Here is a 16,644-nt window from a genome sequence, read left to right as displayed (position 1 = left end):
AGCCAGGAGTAGGTTCCTCCAGAATGTAGGCAACGTGCTGCAGACTCACGGCACCATTCTGCTCACCCGACTGAAGAACCCGATTTCGAATCTCCCGAGCTTCCTTCCGGGCTAGATCAAGCTCTTTGTCACTGCGACGGCTTTCATCCGTACGACGGGGGGCAAGGTCAACCCGAGCTCTATCCCAAAAGCCGCCCGTTCGGCGTATCCAGTCGTATCGAAGTCGGTTTACTTCCGTGAGTTTGGGTGAGGCTATGACCCATTCTGGTCGGAGTCGCTTGATCTCGGCTTTGAGTTCTAGACACTCGTCGTATATCTCTGGCATGAGCCGGGTCCATGCTGGATGGGTGATAGTCTGCAGGGCTTTACGACGCAGCGTTGTGTCTGAGATTCTTCTGAGCTCGTCTACGAGGGATGGTGTGACAACAATCTCTACAGATCTGGCTCGGGCGGCTTGGGCCACCGCGCTCACAGCTTCTTGATCGGCGATGTAGCTCCAGACATTGGTGTCGAGGAGGATGCGTGTTTTTTTCTTCTTCACTGGCAACTCACAATGAAATAACTTCGGACGGATTCACGCCCCAGCACTGAATTGAACACTCATTCAATTCAGTGCTTAATCCTCCACGTGTACGGCTTTCTCAGTGTCCGCGTTTTTTCAATAGAAGGCGGTCGCCGCTTCCTAGAATGTTGAACGAACATATTGCAGTGCTGCCTCGGGATTGGAAACTACAGCGCAGTCATAAAGTTTGTCCAAGCCTAGATCGCTGCGGGTGAGCATATTGGCTAGCGAGCGCTCGGTGAAGAAGGCGTCGCAATAGCCAACCGCTGCAGCAGCATGCTGGTGGTCGAAGAAATCGTTGGCTTTGAACTTCTGCCCTTTGTTCCAGCGTACTGCCGCGTGAATGATGGTCTCGATGTGCAGCGTCCGCAGAGTGGCCTTGCCACGGTTTGTTTCCATTGCAGCGATCAACAAACTTAGGCAGTGCCTTTCGATGTTTTTGTACTCGCCGGTATCCTTCGCCGGTGGTGGGCCCATGGAGGGGGGGGCCATGTCGCAAAGGATGTCGACAGCATGGCTGGCGTAGAGATCCATCACACCAACGAGTTCGTGTTCATACACTTGCTTGAAACTCTTGATCTCCGGAGCATGTTTTGCCACATCTTGGTTCAAGGTGTGCGCTAGGCGCTCATGATGTACAGGATCTTTGGTGGACATGGCATCGCCGATGTGCTCTTCGATTTCGACCAAAGGGATGGTCCACATGTGATCGAAGAAGGCTTTCTCGATCGCTCGAGCGGTGTGCTTGTCGAACATGCCGACAGGTGGGCTGAAGTAGTCCAGCGCATAGCTGAGCTTGGTCCAGACGAGCTGGTCCAGCGGAAAAACCTGCTCCGGCGTGCGTGCGGCATGCAACAGGTGGGCGATCTCGGTCCCGACGCGCAGTTCAAAGGGAATGATCGTGACGCCGAGGCTCAATTCGTCGATAAGCGCGGCCGTCTTGCGTCGCGTGGCTGAGTCCGACTGCTTGAAAACCTCCAGGAAGCAACTGTCTGAGATGGGGCAGAAGGCACGATGCTCGGTGACAGTCCGCCGTAGTGCCGCCAAGAGGTCGCTGTAGGGGTGAGGCGTGTGGCCGCTGGTGGCCTCCGCATCCCGCAGCCCGATCCAGAACTTGAGGTCCAGGTAGATGGCGCGTCGCCCTTGGAGGCTTTTTGCCAGTTCTATCTGTCTATTGCGAGCATGCCGCCGGAGATCCACCTCTGGGTGGGCTCGATGGGCGTCAATGGACGCGGCGACCGCTATGGAGTCCGCTGGCGTTGGTGCGGCGCGACGTACCGGGTTGTCGTTCATCGTTGGGCTTGTCGATGGCGTTGGCAGCCGCTATTCGGGTTACGGCCGGGGAGGGTGGAGACGAGTGTCGAGGACGAAGGGAGCCTGCGAGTGCGAGCGGTAGCGACCTTTGGCGATGCCCGGTTCGATCACCAGGTTCCAGCTGAAGCGGGATACGGCGCTGGGGAAAAGCACGAGTCCGTGCTGCGCCAGGAGTTGGCTTCCGAAAGCTTGTTGGCCAGCGCTGGGCGTGCCGGGGATCAGCCAGGCGGGGTTGGGCACGTCCTCTGGCTGCACGATGTGAATGGGTTCTTTCGTGATCTCGATGCAGGTGAGTACATGCGGCTGGGTGTCCAGTACCGGAAAACCTGCATAGACCGCAACTTCCAGGATTGCAGTGCTGGGGTCCACCGAGCAGTACACGGCGCGCTGTCCTTTGGCGTTCCAGCGGCCGCCCAGCTTTTCGGCGCCGATGCCGCTGTCCCAGGTGGAGGCGTAGTGCTGCCGGTCCAGGCGCCACGCGAGCATAGGATCGCCCGCCCCAAGCTTTGGGACAGGCATCATCGGGTGCTCGCGCTTCAAGCGTAGACCCCGTACTCGATGCGATCCAGAAGTTCTTCGACGAGCTGTGTGCCTACGGGTGTCGCCAGCAGATCGATTGGCTTTTGCTGATCCAAGCCTATCGCTGGCGATGTCAGCCATTGCACCGCAGTTTCTCGACTGCCGAGGACTACCGTGGCCTTGGCGACCACTTCCGCGAATTTGAAGGCTCGCCCACCTTGCGCCACGCTGAGGGTGTCGCTTTGAGCCCCTTTTTTACGATGAAGCGTGCGGAGACTGATGCCGAGCGCTTCACTCAGCGTATTGGAGGGGAGGGGTTCAATCGCCTGCGCTAGGTGGGTGATCGACGCACTGGGAATACCGTGAGAGACCCAGAGGTGGACGTCCAGAAGGTTTTCGGGGCGGCGAGAGAAAACTTCGTCCCCACCCAGCATTTCGAGTGCGATGACTACGTGCGTGCCATTGGCGTCAATCAGCGCGCTGTAACGCTTTCTCAACTCTGCCGATATGTGAGGTTGATGGTCATGGGCGAGCACCCAGGATCCCGTGGTTTCTGGGCTGCGCGAGTGGGGCTGTTTGGTCTTCATGGAAACACCTGTTGTGCCATTTGGCACTTGTAGTGTGCCATAAGTCAATGCTCCGTGGTGTTTTCCTGCGATAAGAGAGGAGGGCATGAGGGGCTTTCGTCAGAGCGCGAGTGTGGCCAAGGCGTTTTTCGCGTGCTCGCGGGTCAGGTGGCCGTAGTACAGCTCGATCATTCGCACGGAAGTGCCCGAGATCTGGGCTACGGTCAGGGTGTCCAGCCCGGTCTGCACGAGGTCGGTAATGGTGCTGTGGCGCAGGGTGTACATGGTGGTACCTGCGGGCAGGTCTGCGGCGGTCACGGCATCGCTGACCGGGTGTTTCCAGGCGTCCTTGCTCCAAGCCTTGCCATCGGCTCGACGGAAAATCGGTGCTGTTCCTGGCTGGTCCCTGCAGAGCTCTTCGAAGAGCTTGGCTGTTGTTTGCGGCAAGGCGATGCGCCGACCCTGGCCGGCTTTGTCGCTGCCGACGGAGAGGGTTTGAAGGCGCGGGTCGTATTGGGCGACCTGTAATTTCGCCAATGCACCCGGTCGCAAGGGCACCAGGGACATGCCCCGGAGAAACTGAGCAAGATCATCAGCCGCGTGCGCGATGAAGGTGCGACGCTGCTCGATGTTGAGATACAGCTCGCGTCGGCGGTCCACACCCTTCAGGGGTTTGAGCTTGCTACGCCATGCGAAGTTGGTGGTGACGAAGCCATCTTCCAGGGCGAGGTTGAGTGCAGCCCGGAAACATGTCATGTCCCGATTGAAGGAACTGTTCGAGCGGGGCTTGCCGTTCTTCTTGGGCTTGTCCTGCAGCGCTTTGCGCCACGCTGCGATGTGGCTGGGCGTTAGCTTGGCCAAATCCATCGCTGCTAGCTTGGGATCATTCAGGACGTAGTTTTTGAAGCGCTGTTCCGCGTCATGTGCGGCTTTCTCAGAGCGCATGCGGCGCTGGTGGGTCACGTAATGGTCGCAAGCGTCCTTGACCGTAGTGACTGTGGTCAGGCCGCCTCTGGATATGTGCTCAAACCACTGCGCAGCAGCGCGGGTTGCTAGGTCGTAGCGCTGGTGATCTGGCTGCAGTGAGAAGTCGCCGAGAGCCTTGTAGGTCTTCTTGCGCGTTCCCTCGTCGTAGTAGCGTGCGACCCAGGTGCCTGCGCCGTCCGACATCTTGCGGTAGCCCACGTGGCGTCCCTTGCTGAGAGGGGCCCAGTAAGGTTCTCGTCGAGGTGCGAGACGAGCGCGCTGAGTGACTTGGTGGATGTGCTGCATGACCCATCTCCCGATTCGGGCAGACCTCCATGAAGTACGGAGACCGTGCGGAAATTGTACGGAAAAAATGGGCGGAAATGACTGGAGATTGTTGGATCAAAAATCAAAATTTGTTAATGAAATCAAGTTCTTAGATGTCCGTGGATGTCCTTGATTTTTGCGTTGACATGGTGGGGGTCGTTGGTTCGAGTCCAATCGCGCCTACCAACACAAGCCCGGTACAAGAAGTTGTATCGGGCTTTTTGGTTTTTGTGCTGATGCAGGGCCTGTGCTGCTGGCGGGCCGTATCGTCAGGCTGCAGTCCTATTGGCCCAAGGCCATAATGGCCCCCTTTGGCCGGCATCTGCCGGCGCCGCCCGTGCCCTGCCCATGACGTTTTCCCTCTGTATTGCCCAGCTCAATTTTGTCGTCGGTGACCTGCGCGGGAACGCGCAAAAAATTGTTGCTGCCGCCGAACAGGCCGCTGCCGCTGGTGCTCGCCTATTGCTCACGCCCGAGCTGGCGCTGTGCGGCTACGCCGCCGAAGACTTGTACCTGCGTCCGGCTTTTCTCGGCGCCTGCGAGCAGGCGCTGCAAAGCATTTGCACCGCCAGCCAGGCTTGGCCGGAACTGACACTGGTCATTGGCCACCCGCAGCGCAGCGCCTGCGGGGCCCTGGTGCACAACGCCGCCAGCGTGTTGCGCGCGGGCCGCATCGAACAGGTGTATGCCAAGCAAGCCCTGCCCAATTACGGTGTGTTCGACGAGCGGCGCTACTTTGCGCCGGGCAGCGCGCCCTGCGTGTTCGAGGTCGCCGGCCTGCGCGTGGGCCTGCTCATTTGCGAAGACGCCTGGGTGCAGGCGCCGGCGCAGCTGGCGGCCCAGGCCGGCGCGCAGCTGCTGGCGGTGCTCAACGCCTCGCCATTTCACTTGGGCAAGAGCCACGAGCGCGAGCACACCATGCGCCAGCGGGTGCATGAAACCGGCCTGCCCCTGGTGTATGCGCATCTGGTGGGAGGGCAGGACGAGGTCGTGTTTGAGGGCCGTTCGTTTGCCCTGCAGGCCGATGGCAGCGTTGCTGCACGGGCCCCGGCTTTTGAGGAAAAACTGGTGTTTGCGCAGGTACAGAGCGCGCTAGAAGCTCCTAAATTAATAGCAAATGTGACCCCTTTGCCCAGTCCCGAGGCCGACTTGTGGGCAGCCCTGGTGCTGGCCGTGCGCGACTATGTGGGCAAGAATGGCTTTCCCGGTGCCTTGCTCGGCCTGTCGGGCGGCATTGATTCGGCGCTGGTGCTGGCGATTGCGGTCGATGCCCTGGGCGCGGACAAGGTGCGCACGGTGATGATGCCTTCGCCCTACACCGCCGACATCAGCTGGATCGACGCCCGTGACATGGCTGCGCGCCTGCAGGTGCGCTACGACGAGATTGCCATCGCGCCACAGTTCGAGGCCTTCAAGGCTGCGCTGGCGCCGCAGTTTGCCGGCTGCGCCGAGGACACGACGGAGGAAAACCTGCAGGCGCGCATTCGCGGCACGCTGCTCATGGCGTTGTCGAACAAGTTTGGTTCGGTCGTGCTCACCACCGGCAACAAGAGCGAGATGGCGACGGGTTACTGCACCCTGTACGGCGACATGGCCGGGGGCTTTGCCGTCATCAAGGATTTGCTCAAGACCCAGGTGTTTGCCCTGGCGCGCTGGCGCAACGCCCACGATCCCTACGGCACGGGGGCCAATCCGATTCCTGAGCGCATCATCACCCGCCCGCCCAGCGCCGAGCTGCGCCCGGAGCAAAAAGACCAGGACAGCCTGCCGCCTTACGAGGTGCTGGACGCCATCGTGACGCGCTACATGGAAAATGACGAGGCCATTGAGGCCATCGTCGCTGCCGGCTTTGCCCCGGCCGACGTCGAGCGCGTGACGCGCCTGATCCAGCTCAACGAGTACAAGCGCCGCCAGGCGCCGCAGGGCCCGCGCCTGTCGCGGCGCAGCTTTGGCAAGGACTGGCGCTACCCGATCACGAACAAATTCCGCGCCTGAGCGGCTGCCCGTGCGCACCCCGGTTTCAACATTCCAAGGAAAGACCACGCCATGAAAATGATCACCGCCATCATCAAGCCCTTCAAGCTCGAAGAGGTGCGCGAAGCCCTGGCCGATTGCGGCGTCAACGGCCTCACGGTGACCGAAGTGAAGGGCTTTGGCCGCCAAAAAGGCCACACCGAGCTGTATCGGGGCGCCGAGTACGTGGTCGATTTCCTGCCCAAGGTGAAGGTCGAGGTGGTGGTGCGCACCGAGGACGTGGATCGCTGCGTCGATGCCATCGTCGGCGTTGCCAGCACCGGCAAGATCGGTGACGGCAAAATTTTCGTCACCCCGGTCGAGCGCGTGGTGCGCATTCGCACCGGCGAACTCGACGACGCCGCAATCTAAATCACGCTGCGCAGCGGCGCAGCGCTGGCCTTGGCCGTGCCCGCTGCCTGCACCAGTGCTGGCAGCAGTTGCGCGGCATCGTCGCTGGCCTGCACCAGGCCCAGCTGCCATTCGCCCATGAAGCCCTGGTGCACGCTGTGGGTTAGGAAGGTGCGCAGCCCTTGGTAGTACTGCGCCACGTCGAGCAGGCCGATGGGCTTGGCGTGGTAGCCCAGCTGATGCCAGGTCCAGACTTCAAACAGTTCTTCGAGCGTGCCTATGCCCCCGGGCAGGGCCAGGAAGGCGTCGCTGCGCTCGGTCATCAGGGCCTTGCGTTCGTGCATGGTGTGCACGATGTGCAGCTCGTCACAATCTTGGTTCGCCAGTTCCTTGTCCACCAGGGCTTGCGGGATCACGCCCACTACCCGGGCCCCCGCCTGGCGGGCCGCCTGCGCCACTTCGCCCATCAAACCACTGCGGCCGCCGCCGTAGACCAATTGGCCGCCATGCGTCCCAATCCAGCGGCCCACGGCCTGCGCGGCCTGGGTAAAGAGAGGGTTGTCGCCCGGGCGCGAGCCGCAGTAAACGCAGAGGGAGAAAGCCGGTGTCGTCATAAAAACCTTTGCCATAGGGCCGCAGCCCAGATGCCGCCACAAATGAGCAGCGAGAGCAGCACGGCGGCGCTACCCATGTCCTTGGCGCGTTTGGAGAGTTCGTGCCACTCGGGGCCGATGCGGTCGATGGCGGCCTCAATGCCAGTGTTGAGCAGCTCGACAATCATGACCAGCAGCACGCTGGCCGCGAGCAAGGCGACTTCCACCCAGTCGCGCCCGAGCCAAACCGCCAGCGGCAGCAAGAACACGGCGGCGATGGCTTCCTGGCGGAAGGCTTTTTCGCCCCAGCCCGCGCGCAGGCCGGCGATGGAGTAGCCGGTGGCGTGCCACAGGCGGTTGAGCCCGGTGCGGGCTTTTTGGGGGTTGGCGGGGGAGGGTGGGGCGGTCATGGCTGGCGGCGGGCGTCGATCAGGCGTGTGCCGGCCCAGGCGTCGTGCCAAAACTGGCGCTGGGGGTGAAAGCGGCTGAGCAGGGCCCAGATGGCGACCCAGCCCAGGGTGAGTACGGCAGTCTGTGCGCTGGGCAGTTGCCAGGCGGCGCTGGCGCCCAAGGGGGGCAAAAACCAGAGCCACGACAGGGCGTAGCGCAGTAGTGCGCGGCGCTGGCTCAGGGCTTGGCCCTGGGCGTTGACGACGCGGATGTGCCAGGTTTTCATCGCCAGTGTCTGGCCTTTGGCCCAGAACCAGGTGAAATAAATGCCAAAGACCACGAGCAAAAAAGCCTGCAGGGCGTGGCGGTTGTCCAGAGCGTTGCGCGTTTGCGTCAGGGTGCTGAACAGGTAGCCGGCGATGAAGACGACGCCAAACATCAACATACCCTCATAGAGCCAACAGGCCAGGCGCCGGACAATGGGAGGGGCAATCAGGGTGGGGGCAGGCGCAGAAGTCATGCAAGGCGGGCGCGCAGCACGCGCGTCGGGGGTCAGTTGGGCGTGTAAAGCTCGGGCGAGAGGCCGCCGCGTGTGCCCTGGGGGGCTGCAGTGTCGTTGTTTTGCGGCGGTGGTGGCGGTGTGTCCAGCGGCGCCAGGGGCTGCACTTCGGCTGCGGGTGTCGGGATGGCCATGGTCTCCACCACCACTGGCGCAGCTGGCGGCGGCGGTGCGGCGGGCGCGGCAGGCTTGACGGCGATGGGCGGGCTGATTTTGGGCGGGTTGGCCAGATTGGCAGGGGCCTCGGCGGCAGCGGGTACGCGCACCAGTTTGCGCGGCGCGACGGGGCGCAAGGCGGTGGCTGCGCCTGCTGGTTTGGTGGTGGCCTTGGATGCCAGGCGTTTTTTTTCTTCGGCGCTGAGCGCCTGGTACGCCTCCCATTGGGCGCGCTTATCGCTGGGGCTGGGCGCCAGGCGGTTGGTTACGGCGTAGTTCAGGCGTGCCTGGCTGCGCTGCTGGGCGCTCAGGCTGGCCCAGTCGGCCATGCGGCTGTGCAGTTTGGCTTGCTCTTGCGGCGGCAGGCTGGCAAAGCTGCGCGCCAGGGCTTGCCAGCGCTGCTTTTGCGCCTGGCCCATGCGAGGCCATTGTTCTTGCAGGGGGGCCAGGGCCAGTTGTTCGGCGCGGCTGAGTTCTTTCCAGGTGGTGCCGCTGGGGGCGCTGTGGGCCACGGCTGGGGTGGCCATGCGGGCGCTGGGTTTTGGGGCCTCGGTAATTTCCAGTGGCAGGGCGTTGGGCGCCATGCGTACCTGCTGCACGACCCATCCGCCCAACACAGCAAAGCCGCCGAGCAAGGCGGCGGCCAGTGCCAGGGCGGGGAGAGAGGAGGTGCGGGTGGTGGATTCTGGTGACAGCAAAGGCATTCAGGCGTTGCGGGAGGTCAGTGCGTGGAGGTGTCCACGCTCTTGAGGTATTGCACAAACCCCGGGTCGGCGTAGGCCGAGGGGGGCAGGTCATCGGTGAGCAGGGCTGCATCGACTTCGGCGACTTCGGTGGTGCTGTATTCGGTTTCGTTGACGTTGACCACCACCAGGCCGACGAACAAGGCCATGAGCGGGATGGCCGAGGCCAGGGCACGCCACCAGGTACCGCCTTCACTGCCCCAACCGCCCAGCGCTGCGCTGCGGCCCTGGCGCACCACAACCGGGGCGGGGCGCAGCTGCTGCACCACGACCTCGCGCTTGCGCCGTGCCAACGCTTGCACGCGCGCAGCGCGCAGGCGCTCGGAGATGTCGTAGGGCAGGGCGTCGGTGCCGTCGGACAGGCGCACGGCAACGCGCCGGGCGAATTGTTCGGCGGCGGGGGTGGGGGCGGCTGGGCGGACGGCGGTGGTCATAGTGTGATTCCTCGGGCTTTGAGGGCTTTGCTCAGGGCTTGAATGGCACGAAAGCAATGGGTTTTGACGCTGCCTTCCGTGCAGCCCATGGCGGCGGCAGTTTCGGCAACGTCCATCTCCTCCCAGTAACGCATTAAAAAGGCTTCGCGTTGACGCGTTGGCAAACCTTGGATTTCGGTCTCGATGCTTTGCAGCGTCTGGGCGCGCTCGGTTTGCGTTTCTGCGCTGTCGCCCAGGGCATCGCCGTCGGGGCCGCTATAGGCTTCAAGGAGGTTGAATTCTGCGCCATCTTCGCCCTCGCCTTCAAAATCGCTGAGGTTGGAGAACAGGGCATTGCGTGTTTTTTGGCGCCGAAACCAGTCCAGGGTGCAGTTGGACAGGATGCGCTGGAACAGCATGGGCAGCTCGGTGACGGGTTTGTCGCCGTAATGCTCGGCCAGCTTGAGCATGCTGTCTTGCACGATGTCCAGTGCCGATTCCTCGTTGCGCACGTGATAAAGCGAGCGCTTAAAGGCTCGTTTTTCAACGCTTTTGAGGAAATCGGAGAGTTCTTGTTCCGTGGCCAAGACAGGTGGAGCCCGGGGTGGGCCAATGAAAGGTCAGCGCGCAGGGGGGCGCAAAGAGGCGAGATTATGGCATTGCGTGCCATTTTTTCCATGCGTTGGCCGATGTGGCTATGTTGCAGTGCATAATGACCGCTGCAGTTCAACGGCAAACGGGTCACGGTCCGGCGCGCAACTCATGGCGCCCATGTCCTTGGCCTTAAGTCCCAAACTGGCCCCACAAGGGCCGCAGGCCAGGGGCACCCAAGGTTTTTCGTCAGAGAAATTCACAAAGGTTGATCATGGAAATTTCCAAGGCTGACAGTGCAGCCCCGCAGACCTCTGCCGCACCCGAATTGATGGGTGCCGAAATCGTCGTCAAGGCCTTGCAGGCCGAGGGCGTGAAGTACATCTGGGGCTACCCCGGCGGTGCTGTCCTCTACATCTACGACGCGCTCTACAAACAAGAATCCATCCAGCACGTGCTGGTGCGCCACGAGCAGGCGGCCGTGCACGCTGCCGACGGCTACGCCCGCGCCACCGGCGATGTCGGGGTGGCCCTGGTGACCTCCGGCCCTGGCCTGACGAATGCCGTCACCGGCATTGCCACGGCGTACATGGATTCGATCCCCATGGTCATCATCTCGGGCCAGGTGCCGACGGCGGCCATCGGCCTCGATGCCTTCCAGGAATGCGACACCGTGGGCATCACGCGCCCGATCGTCAAGCACAACTTCCTCGTCAAGGATGTGCGCGACCTGGCCGAGACCATGAAGAAGGCGTTTCATATCGCCCGCACCGGCCGTCCCGGCCCGGTGGTGGTTGATGTGCCCAAGGACGTCTCGTTCAAGAAAATCGTGTACCAGGGTTATCCGCAGAGCGTGGAAATGCGCTCTTACAACCCGGCGAAAAAAGGCCACAGCGGCCAGATTCGCAAAGCGCTGCAGCTTTTGCTGACGGCCAAGCGCCCGTATATCTACACCGGCGGCGGCGTGCTGCTGGGCAATGCCTGCAACGAGCTGCGCACCCTGGTCGATATGCTGGGCTACCCGGTGACGCACACGCTCATGGGGCTGGGCGCCTATCCGTCGTCCGATCGCAAGTTCGTCGGCATGTTGGGTATGCATGGCACGGTGGAAGCCAACAACGCCATGCAAAACTGCGACGTGCTGCTGGCCGTGGGCGCACGCTTTGACGACCGCGTGATCGGCAACCCCAAGCACTTCGCGCAAAACGACCGCAAGATCATTCATATCGACATTGATCCGTCGTCGATCTCCAAGCGCGTCAAGGTCGATATCCCGATCGTCGGCGACGTCAAGGACGTGCTGGCCGAGTTGATCGCCATGATCCGCGAGACGCCCCAGCGCCCTGACGCCGGCGCTCTGGCCGCCTGGTGGGATCAGATCGAAGGCTGGCGCGCGCGCGATTGCCTGCAATACGACCGGGGCAATACCGAGGTCATCAAGCCGCAGTTCGTGGTTGAGACGCTGTGGAACATGACGAAGGACACGGAGACCTACATCACCTCCGACGTCGGCCAGCACCAGATGTGGGCGGCGCAGTTCTACAAGTTCAACGAGCCGCGCCGTTGGATCAACTCCGGTGGCCTGGGCACCATGGGCGTGGGCATTCCGTACGCCATGGGCATCAAGCTGGCCAAGCCCGATGCCGAGGTGTTCTGCATCACCGGCGAGGGCTCGGTGCAGATGAACATCCAGGAGCTCTCCACCTGCCTGCAGTACAACACGCCGATCAAGATTTGTTCGCTCAACAACCGCTACCTCGGCATGGTGCGCCAGTGGCAGGAGATTGAATACTCAGGTCGCTACAGCCACAGCTACATGGATGCGCTGCCCAACTTCGTCAAGCTCGCTGAAGCCTACGGCCACGTCGGCCTGCTGATCGAGCGCCCGCAGGACGTGGAGCCGGCGCTGCGCGAGGCACGCAAGTTGAAGGATCGCACCGTGTTCCTGGACTTCCGCACCGACCCGACCGAGAACGTGTTCCCCATGGTGCGCGCCGGCAAGGGCATCACGGAAATGCTGCTCGGTTCCGAAGACCTTTAAGCGAAATAAGCCGCTAGCGCTTGCTGGATAAGCGTAAGCAGCTATCATTTTTATAGTATTTGACGAATCTATTGCCTGCCAAGCCCGCCGCTTACCGGCGCCGGGGGAGGGCAGCGAGAAGAGGACGCTGACATGAAACACATCATTGCCGTTTTGCTGGAAAACGAAGCCGGCGCGCTCTCGCGCGTGGTGGCGCTGTTTTCCGCCCGGGGCTACAACATCGAGTCGCTCACCGTGGCGCCGACGGAAGACCCCTCGCTCTCGCGCATGACCATCCAGACCACCGGCTCGGATGACGTCATCGAGCAGATCACCAAGCACCTGAACCGCCTCATCGAGGTCGTGAAGGTGGTCGATCTGACCGAAGGCGCTTATACCGAGCGCGAGCTGATGATGGTCAAGGTGCGCGCCGTTGGTAAGGAGCGCGAGGAGATGAAGCGCATGGCCGACATTTTCCGTGGCCGCATCATCGACGTGACCGAGAAAAGCTATACCGTCGAGCTGACGGGCGATCAGTCCAAGAACGATGCCTTCTTGCAGGCGCTCGACCGCACGGCCATTTTGGAGACGGTGCGCACCGGCGCCAGCGGCATTGGCCGGGGCGAGCGCATTTTGCGCGTCTAATCCCTTTTTTGTCTTTCCATTTTTCCCTGCGAATTCAACCCGGAGCCAACATGAAAGTTTTCTACGACAAAGACTGTGACCTGTCCCTCATCAAGGGCAAGACCGTCGCCATCATCGGCTACGGCAGCCAGGGCCACGCGCACGCGCAGAACCTGAACGAAAGCGGCGTCAAGGTCATCGTTGGCCTGCGCAAGGGCGGCGCTTCGTGGGACAAGGTCGCCAAGGCCGGCCTCACGGTGATGGAAGTCAACGACGCCGTCAAGGCCGCCGACCTGGTCATGATCTTGTTGCCCGACGAGAACATTCCCGAGGTGTACAACAACAACGTTGCGCCCAACATCAAGCAAGGCGCCACGCTGGCCTTTGCCCACGGCTTCAACGTGCACTACAACCAGGTCGTGCCGCGCGCCGATCTGGACGTGATCATGGTCGCCCCCAAGGGCCCGGGCCACACCGTGCGCTCCGAGTACTTGAAGGGCGGCGGCGTGCCCTCGCTCATCGCTGTGTACCAGGACAAGAGCGGCAAGGCGCGTGACCTGGCCCTGTCCTACGCCATGGCCAACGGCGGCGGCAAGGGCGGCATCATCGAGACCAACTTCAAGGAAGAGACCGAAACCGACCTGTTCGGCGAGCAGGCCGTGCTCTGCGGCGGCGCCGTCGAGCTGGTGAAGATGGGTTTTGAGACCCTGACCGAAGCCGGCTACGCCCCCGAGATGGCCTACTTCGAGTGCCTGCACGAGTTGAAGCTCATCGTCGATCTGATGTACGAAGGCGGCATCGCCAACATGAACTACTCCATCTCCAACAACGCGGAGTATGGCGAGTACGTGACGGGCACCGAGGTCATCAACGAGCAGTCGCGCGCGGCCATGCGCAATGCCTTGAAGCGCATCCAGACTGGTGAATACGCCAAGATGTTCATCCTGGAAGGCAAGACCAACTACCCCAGCATGACGGCCCGCCGCCGCCAGAACGCGGAGCACGCCATCGAGCAAGTCGGTGGCCAGCTGCGCGCCATGATGCCCTGGATCGCCAAGAACAAGCTGGTGGACCAGAGCCGCAACTGATCGCTGCGCTAGCCCCTGCAAACAAGGCCACTTCGGTGGCCTTTTTGCGTTGGGGCTGCAGCCAAGTCGCTACACTGCCCCCTTCGCCCCGCCTGGGGTTGGTTTACTATGAAATTCATAGCTGCTTGCGCTTGTCTGGCAAGCGCTGGAGGTTGATTTGACTATGCATGATGGGAACGAGGCCGGCAGCCCGCCAGCGCCCGTGTTGCCGCGCAAACGGCGCAAGGGCATTTACGTTTTGCCCAATCTGTTCACGCTGGCGGCGTTGTTTGGCGGCTTCTATGCCATCGTCATGGCCATGAATGGGCGCTTTGAGATGGCCGCCATCGGCGTCTTCTGCGCCATGGTGCTCGACAGCCTCGATGGCCGCGTGGCGCGCATGACGAACACGCAAAGCGCTTTTGGCGAGCAGATGGATTCGCTCTCGGACATGGTCTCCTTTGGCGCTGCGCCCGCGCTCATCGCCTACGAATGGGCGCTGCAGGGCCTGGGGCGCTGGGGCTGGATTGCTGCCTTTGTTTATTGCGCCTGCGCTGCGCTGCGCCTGGCGCGCTTTAACGTCAACACCGGCGTGGTGGACAAGCGCTATTTTCAGGGCCTGCCCTCGCCGGCGGCGGCGGCGCTGGTGATGGGCTTGATCTGGCTGCTCACGGATGCCGGCGTGCGCCCCGGTGACAGCCTGCTGGGCCTGAGCTGGTGGCACATCACCTGGCTGACGTTTGCCTTTACCCTCTACGCCGGCCTGAGCATGGTGACGAATGCGCCGTTCTACAGCTTCAAAGACTTGCACATGAAGCGCAGCGTGCCCTTTGCCGCCATCGTCCTCATCGTGCTGGCGATCGCCATCATCAACATCCATGCGCCGACGGTGCTGTTTGGCGTTTTCGTGCTCTACGGTCTTTCGGGCTACGTGGTCTATGCCTGGCGCAAGGCCAAGGGCCAGCCCACCAGCGTCATCAGCACCTCGACCGACGAGCCCGACGAGCGCGGCCTGCACAAGTAAGAGCACGCTGCAGATGTGCTACATTGGCGCGCATGAAATTTTTTGCCCTGGCCCTACTGCTAACCTCCTTCGGGCGGAGACGGTAGGGCGCGCGCGCATCTTTCATCTTCTCAAAGGCCCGTATGCACCCGCAGCGGGCCTTTTGTTTTGAGCGTCCCATTTTTCCAAGTTGCGGGTTCCCCACCCCATTCACCTCAGGAGTTCAGCATGGCAGACAAACTCATCATTTTCGATACCACTTTGCGTGACGGCGAGCAGTCCCCCGGCGCCAGCATGACGCGCGACGAGAAGCTGCGCATTGCGCGCCAGCTCGAACGCCTGAAGGTCGATGTGATCGAGGCCGGCTTTGCCGCCAGCTCCAACGGCGACTTCGAGTGCGTGCAGGCGATTGCACGGGCCGTCAAGGATTCGACCATCTGCTCGCTCGCTCGCGCCAACGACCGCGACATCGCCCGCGCCGCCGAAGCGCTCAAGGACGCCAACCGGGGTCGCATCCACCTCTTCATTGCCACCAGCCCGTTGCACATGGAGAAGAAGCTGCGCATGTCGCCCGAGCAGGTTCTGGAGCAGGCGCGCCTGTCCACGCGCTTTGCGCGCAACCTGGCCGCCGACATCGAGTTCAGCGCCGAAGACGGCTACCGCAGCGAGATCGACTTTCTCGCCCGCGTCTGCGAGGCCGTGATCAACGAAGGCGCCACCACCATCAACATCCCCGACACCGTCGGCTACGCCATTCCCGAGCTGTATGGCAACTTCATCAAGACGCTGCGCGAGAAAGTTCCCAACAGCGACAAGGCCATCTGGAGCGTGCACTGCCACAACGACCTGGGCATGGCGGTGGCGAACTCCCTTGCTGGCGTCCAGATCGGCGGTGCGCGCCAGGTGGAGTGCACCATCAACGGCCTGGGCGAGCGCGCCGGCAATTGCTCGCTCGAAGAAGTCGTCATGGCGGTGAAAACGCGCAAGGACTATTTCAACCTGCAGGTCGATATCGCCACCGAGCACATCGTCGCCGCCAGCCGCATGGTCAGCCAGACCACCGGCTTCGTCGTGCAGCCGAACAAGGCCGTGGTCGGCGCCAATGCCTTCGCCCACGCCAGCGGCATCCACCAGGACGGCGTGCTCAAGGCGCGTGACACCTACGAAATCATGCGCGCCGAAGACGTGGGCTGGAGCGCCAACAAAATCGTGCTCGGCAAACTCTCGGGCCGCAACGCCTTCAAGCAGCGCCTGCAGGAACTGGGCGTGCAGCTCGACTCCGAGGCCGACGTCAACGCCGCCTTTGCCAAGTTCAAGGAGCTGGCAGACCGCAAGAGCGAGATTTTTGACGAAGACATCCTCGCTCTGGTGAGTGACGAAAGCCTGGCGCACGAGAAAGAGCGCTACGGCTTCGTCTCGCTCGCCCAGCACAGCGAAACCGGCGAGCGCCCGCAGGCGCGCATCGTCTTCACCGTCGGCGGCCAGGAAGTGCAGGGCCAGGCGCAGGGCAACGGCCCGGTCGATGCCTCGTTCCAGGCCATCGAGTCGCACGTGAAAAGCGGCGCTGAAATGCAGCTGTACTCGGTCAACGCCATCAGCGGCTCGACCGATGCGCAGGGCGAGGTCACCGTGCGCCTGCAAAGCAATGGCCGCGTGGTCAACGGCGTGGGCGCCGACCCGGACATCATCGTCGCCTCTGCCAAGGCCTACCTGAGCGCGCTCAACAAGCTGCACAGCAAGGCCGACAAAGTGGCGGCCCAGGGTTGATCCGCAGTTGATTTAGAGCAAGCGTTTCAAACGCAGTCGGGTGGGCGTTTTATAATCTCACCCACTTTCTTGAAAAGTCACGCAATTACTTGATATTGCG

At 62.2% G+C, this 16,644-nt stretch carries 17 protein-coding genes; 7 read left to right on the top strand and 10 right to left on the bottom strand.

The annotated features are described in order from the left end of the window. Positions 1-682: 682 nt before the first annotated feature. The 4 genes from G7045_RS08315 to G7045_RS08300 all read right to left on the bottom strand — a co-directional run bounded on the left by G7045_RS08315 (position 683) and on the right by G7045_RS08300 (position 4,146). Positions 683-1,855 carry a hypothetical protein gene (locus G7045_RS08315; protein WP_166159202.1) on the bottom strand — a complete coding sequence of 391 codons (1,173 nt, stop codon included), beginning with the start codon at positions 1,853-1,855 and terminating at the stop codon, positions 683-685. A gap of 39 nt (positions 1,856-1,894) precedes the next feature. Next, a complete protein-coding gene (locus G7045_RS08310; RefSeq protein ID WP_240919184.1) occupies positions 1,895-2,416 on the bottom strand; it encodes an RES family NAD+ phosphorylase in 522 nt (173 codons plus the stop codon). Next, positions 2,413-2,982 carry an antitoxin Xre/MbcA/ParS toxin-binding domain-containing protein gene (locus tag G7045_RS08305; RefSeq protein WP_166159201.1) on the bottom strand — a complete coding sequence of 190 codons (570 nt, stop codon included), beginning with the start codon at positions 2,980-2,982 and terminating at the stop codon, positions 2,413-2,415. Before G7045_RS08305 ends, G7045_RS08310 begins: the two co-directional genes overlap by 4 nt. A gap of 99 nt (positions 2,983-3,081) precedes the next feature. Then, entirely contained in the window at positions 3,082-4,146 is a 1,065-nt protein-coding gene (locus G7045_RS08300) for a site-specific integrase (RefSeq protein ID WP_240919183.1), read from the bottom strand. Between the two features lie 456 nt (positions 4,147-4,602). Between G7045_RS08300 and G7045_RS08295 the strand changes: the two genes are divergently transcribed. Continuing rightward, positions 4,603-6,249: an NAD+ synthase gene (locus tag G7045_RS08295; protein ID WP_166159199.1), complete on the top strand. Its 1,647-nt coding sequence runs from the start codon at positions 4,603-4,605 to the stop codon at positions 6,247-6,249. 51 nt (positions 6,250-6,300) lie between these two features. After that, positions 6,301-6,639, top strand: a complete 339-nt coding sequence (locus G7045_RS08290; protein WP_166159198.1) for a P-II family nitrogen regulator — start codon at positions 6,301-6,303, stop codon at positions 6,637-6,639. On the opposite strand, the gene G7045_RS08285 is transcribed toward G7045_RS08290, so the two are convergent. The 6 genes from G7045_RS08285 to G7045_RS08260 are packed head-to-tail and all read right to left on the bottom strand — an operon-like array spanning position 6,636 to position 10,059. Further along, positions 6,636-7,232, bottom strand: coding sequence for a TIGR00730 family Rossman fold protein (locus G7045_RS08285; RefSeq protein WP_166159197.1), 597 nt, complete (start codon positions 7,230-7,232; stop codon positions 6,636-6,638). The genes G7045_RS08290 and G7045_RS08285 overlap by 4 nt on opposite strands. Next, entirely contained in the window at positions 7,229-7,621 is a 393-nt protein-coding gene (locus G7045_RS08280; RefSeq protein WP_166159196.1) for a diacylglycerol kinase, read from the bottom strand. Before G7045_RS08280 ends, G7045_RS08285 begins: the two co-directional genes overlap by 4 nt. Beyond that, a complete protein-coding gene (locus tag G7045_RS08275) occupies positions 7,618-8,121 on the bottom strand; it encodes an RDD family protein (protein WP_166159195.1) in 504 nt (167 codons plus the stop codon). Before G7045_RS08275 ends, G7045_RS08280 begins: the two co-directional genes overlap by 4 nt. 32 nt (positions 8,122-8,153) lie before the next feature. Next, a complete protein-coding gene (locus tag G7045_RS08270; RefSeq protein WP_166159194.1) occupies positions 8,154-9,020 on the bottom strand; it encodes a DUF3106 domain-containing protein in 867 nt (288 codons plus the stop codon). Between the two features lie 17 nt (positions 9,021-9,037). Beyond that, positions 9,038-9,493 (bottom strand): DUF3619 family protein, encoded by a 456-nt coding sequence (locus tag G7045_RS08265; protein WP_166159193.1) that lies wholly within the window; start codon positions 9,491-9,493, stop codon positions 9,038-9,040. Further along, a complete protein-coding gene (locus tag G7045_RS08260; RefSeq protein ID WP_166159192.1) occupies positions 9,490-10,059 on the bottom strand; it encodes an RNA polymerase sigma factor in 570 nt (189 codons plus the stop codon). Before G7045_RS08260 ends, G7045_RS08265 begins: the two co-directional genes overlap by 4 nt. Positions 10,060-10,337: 278 nt before the next feature. Here G7045_RS08260 and G7045_RS08255 point away from each other — a divergent pair, with 278 nt between their 5' ends. From G7045_RS08255 to G7045_RS08235, 5 genes are all read left to right on the top strand, one after another. Next, on the top strand, positions 10,338-12,104 hold the full coding sequence (locus G7045_RS08255; RefSeq protein ID WP_166159191.1) for an acetolactate synthase 3 catalytic subunit: 1,767 nt from the start codon (positions 10,338-10,340) through the stop codon (positions 12,102-12,104). A 132-nt stretch (positions 12,105-12,236) separates the two neighbouring features. After that, positions 12,237-12,728 carry an acetolactate synthase small subunit gene (gene ilvN / locus G7045_RS08250; protein ID WP_166159190.1) on the top strand — a complete coding sequence of 164 codons (492 nt, stop codon included), beginning with the start codon at positions 12,237-12,239 and terminating at the stop codon, positions 12,726-12,728. Positions 12,729-12,778: 50 nt separating this feature from the next. Continuing rightward, positions 12,779-13,795, top strand: a complete 1,017-nt coding sequence (gene ilvC, locus G7045_RS08245) for a ketol-acid reductoisomerase (RefSeq protein ID WP_166159189.1) — start codon at positions 12,779-12,781, stop codon at positions 13,793-13,795. A gap of 163 nt (positions 13,796-13,958) precedes the next feature. Continuing rightward, positions 13,959-14,798 carry a CDP-diacylglycerol--serine O-phosphatidyltransferase gene (gene pssA / locus G7045_RS08240; protein WP_166159188.1) on the top strand — a complete coding sequence of 280 codons (840 nt, stop codon included), beginning with the start codon at positions 13,959-13,961 and terminating at the stop codon, positions 14,796-14,798. 207 nt (positions 14,799-15,005) lie between these two features. Next, positions 15,006-16,544: a 2-isopropylmalate synthase gene (locus G7045_RS08235; RefSeq protein ID WP_166159187.1), complete on the top strand. Its 1,539-nt coding sequence runs from the start codon at positions 15,006-15,008 to the stop codon at positions 16,542-16,544. Positions 16,545-16,644: the final 100 nt, after the last annotated feature.

It is taken from the genome of Acidovorax sp. HDW3, from assembly GCF_011303755.1.
GTDB lineage: Bacteria > Pseudomonadota > Gammaproteobacteria > Burkholderiales > Burkholderiaceae_C > Paenacidovorax.
Note: the sequence above shows the minus strand (reverse complement) of the source record. Positions and strands in the feature narration are given on the sequence as shown.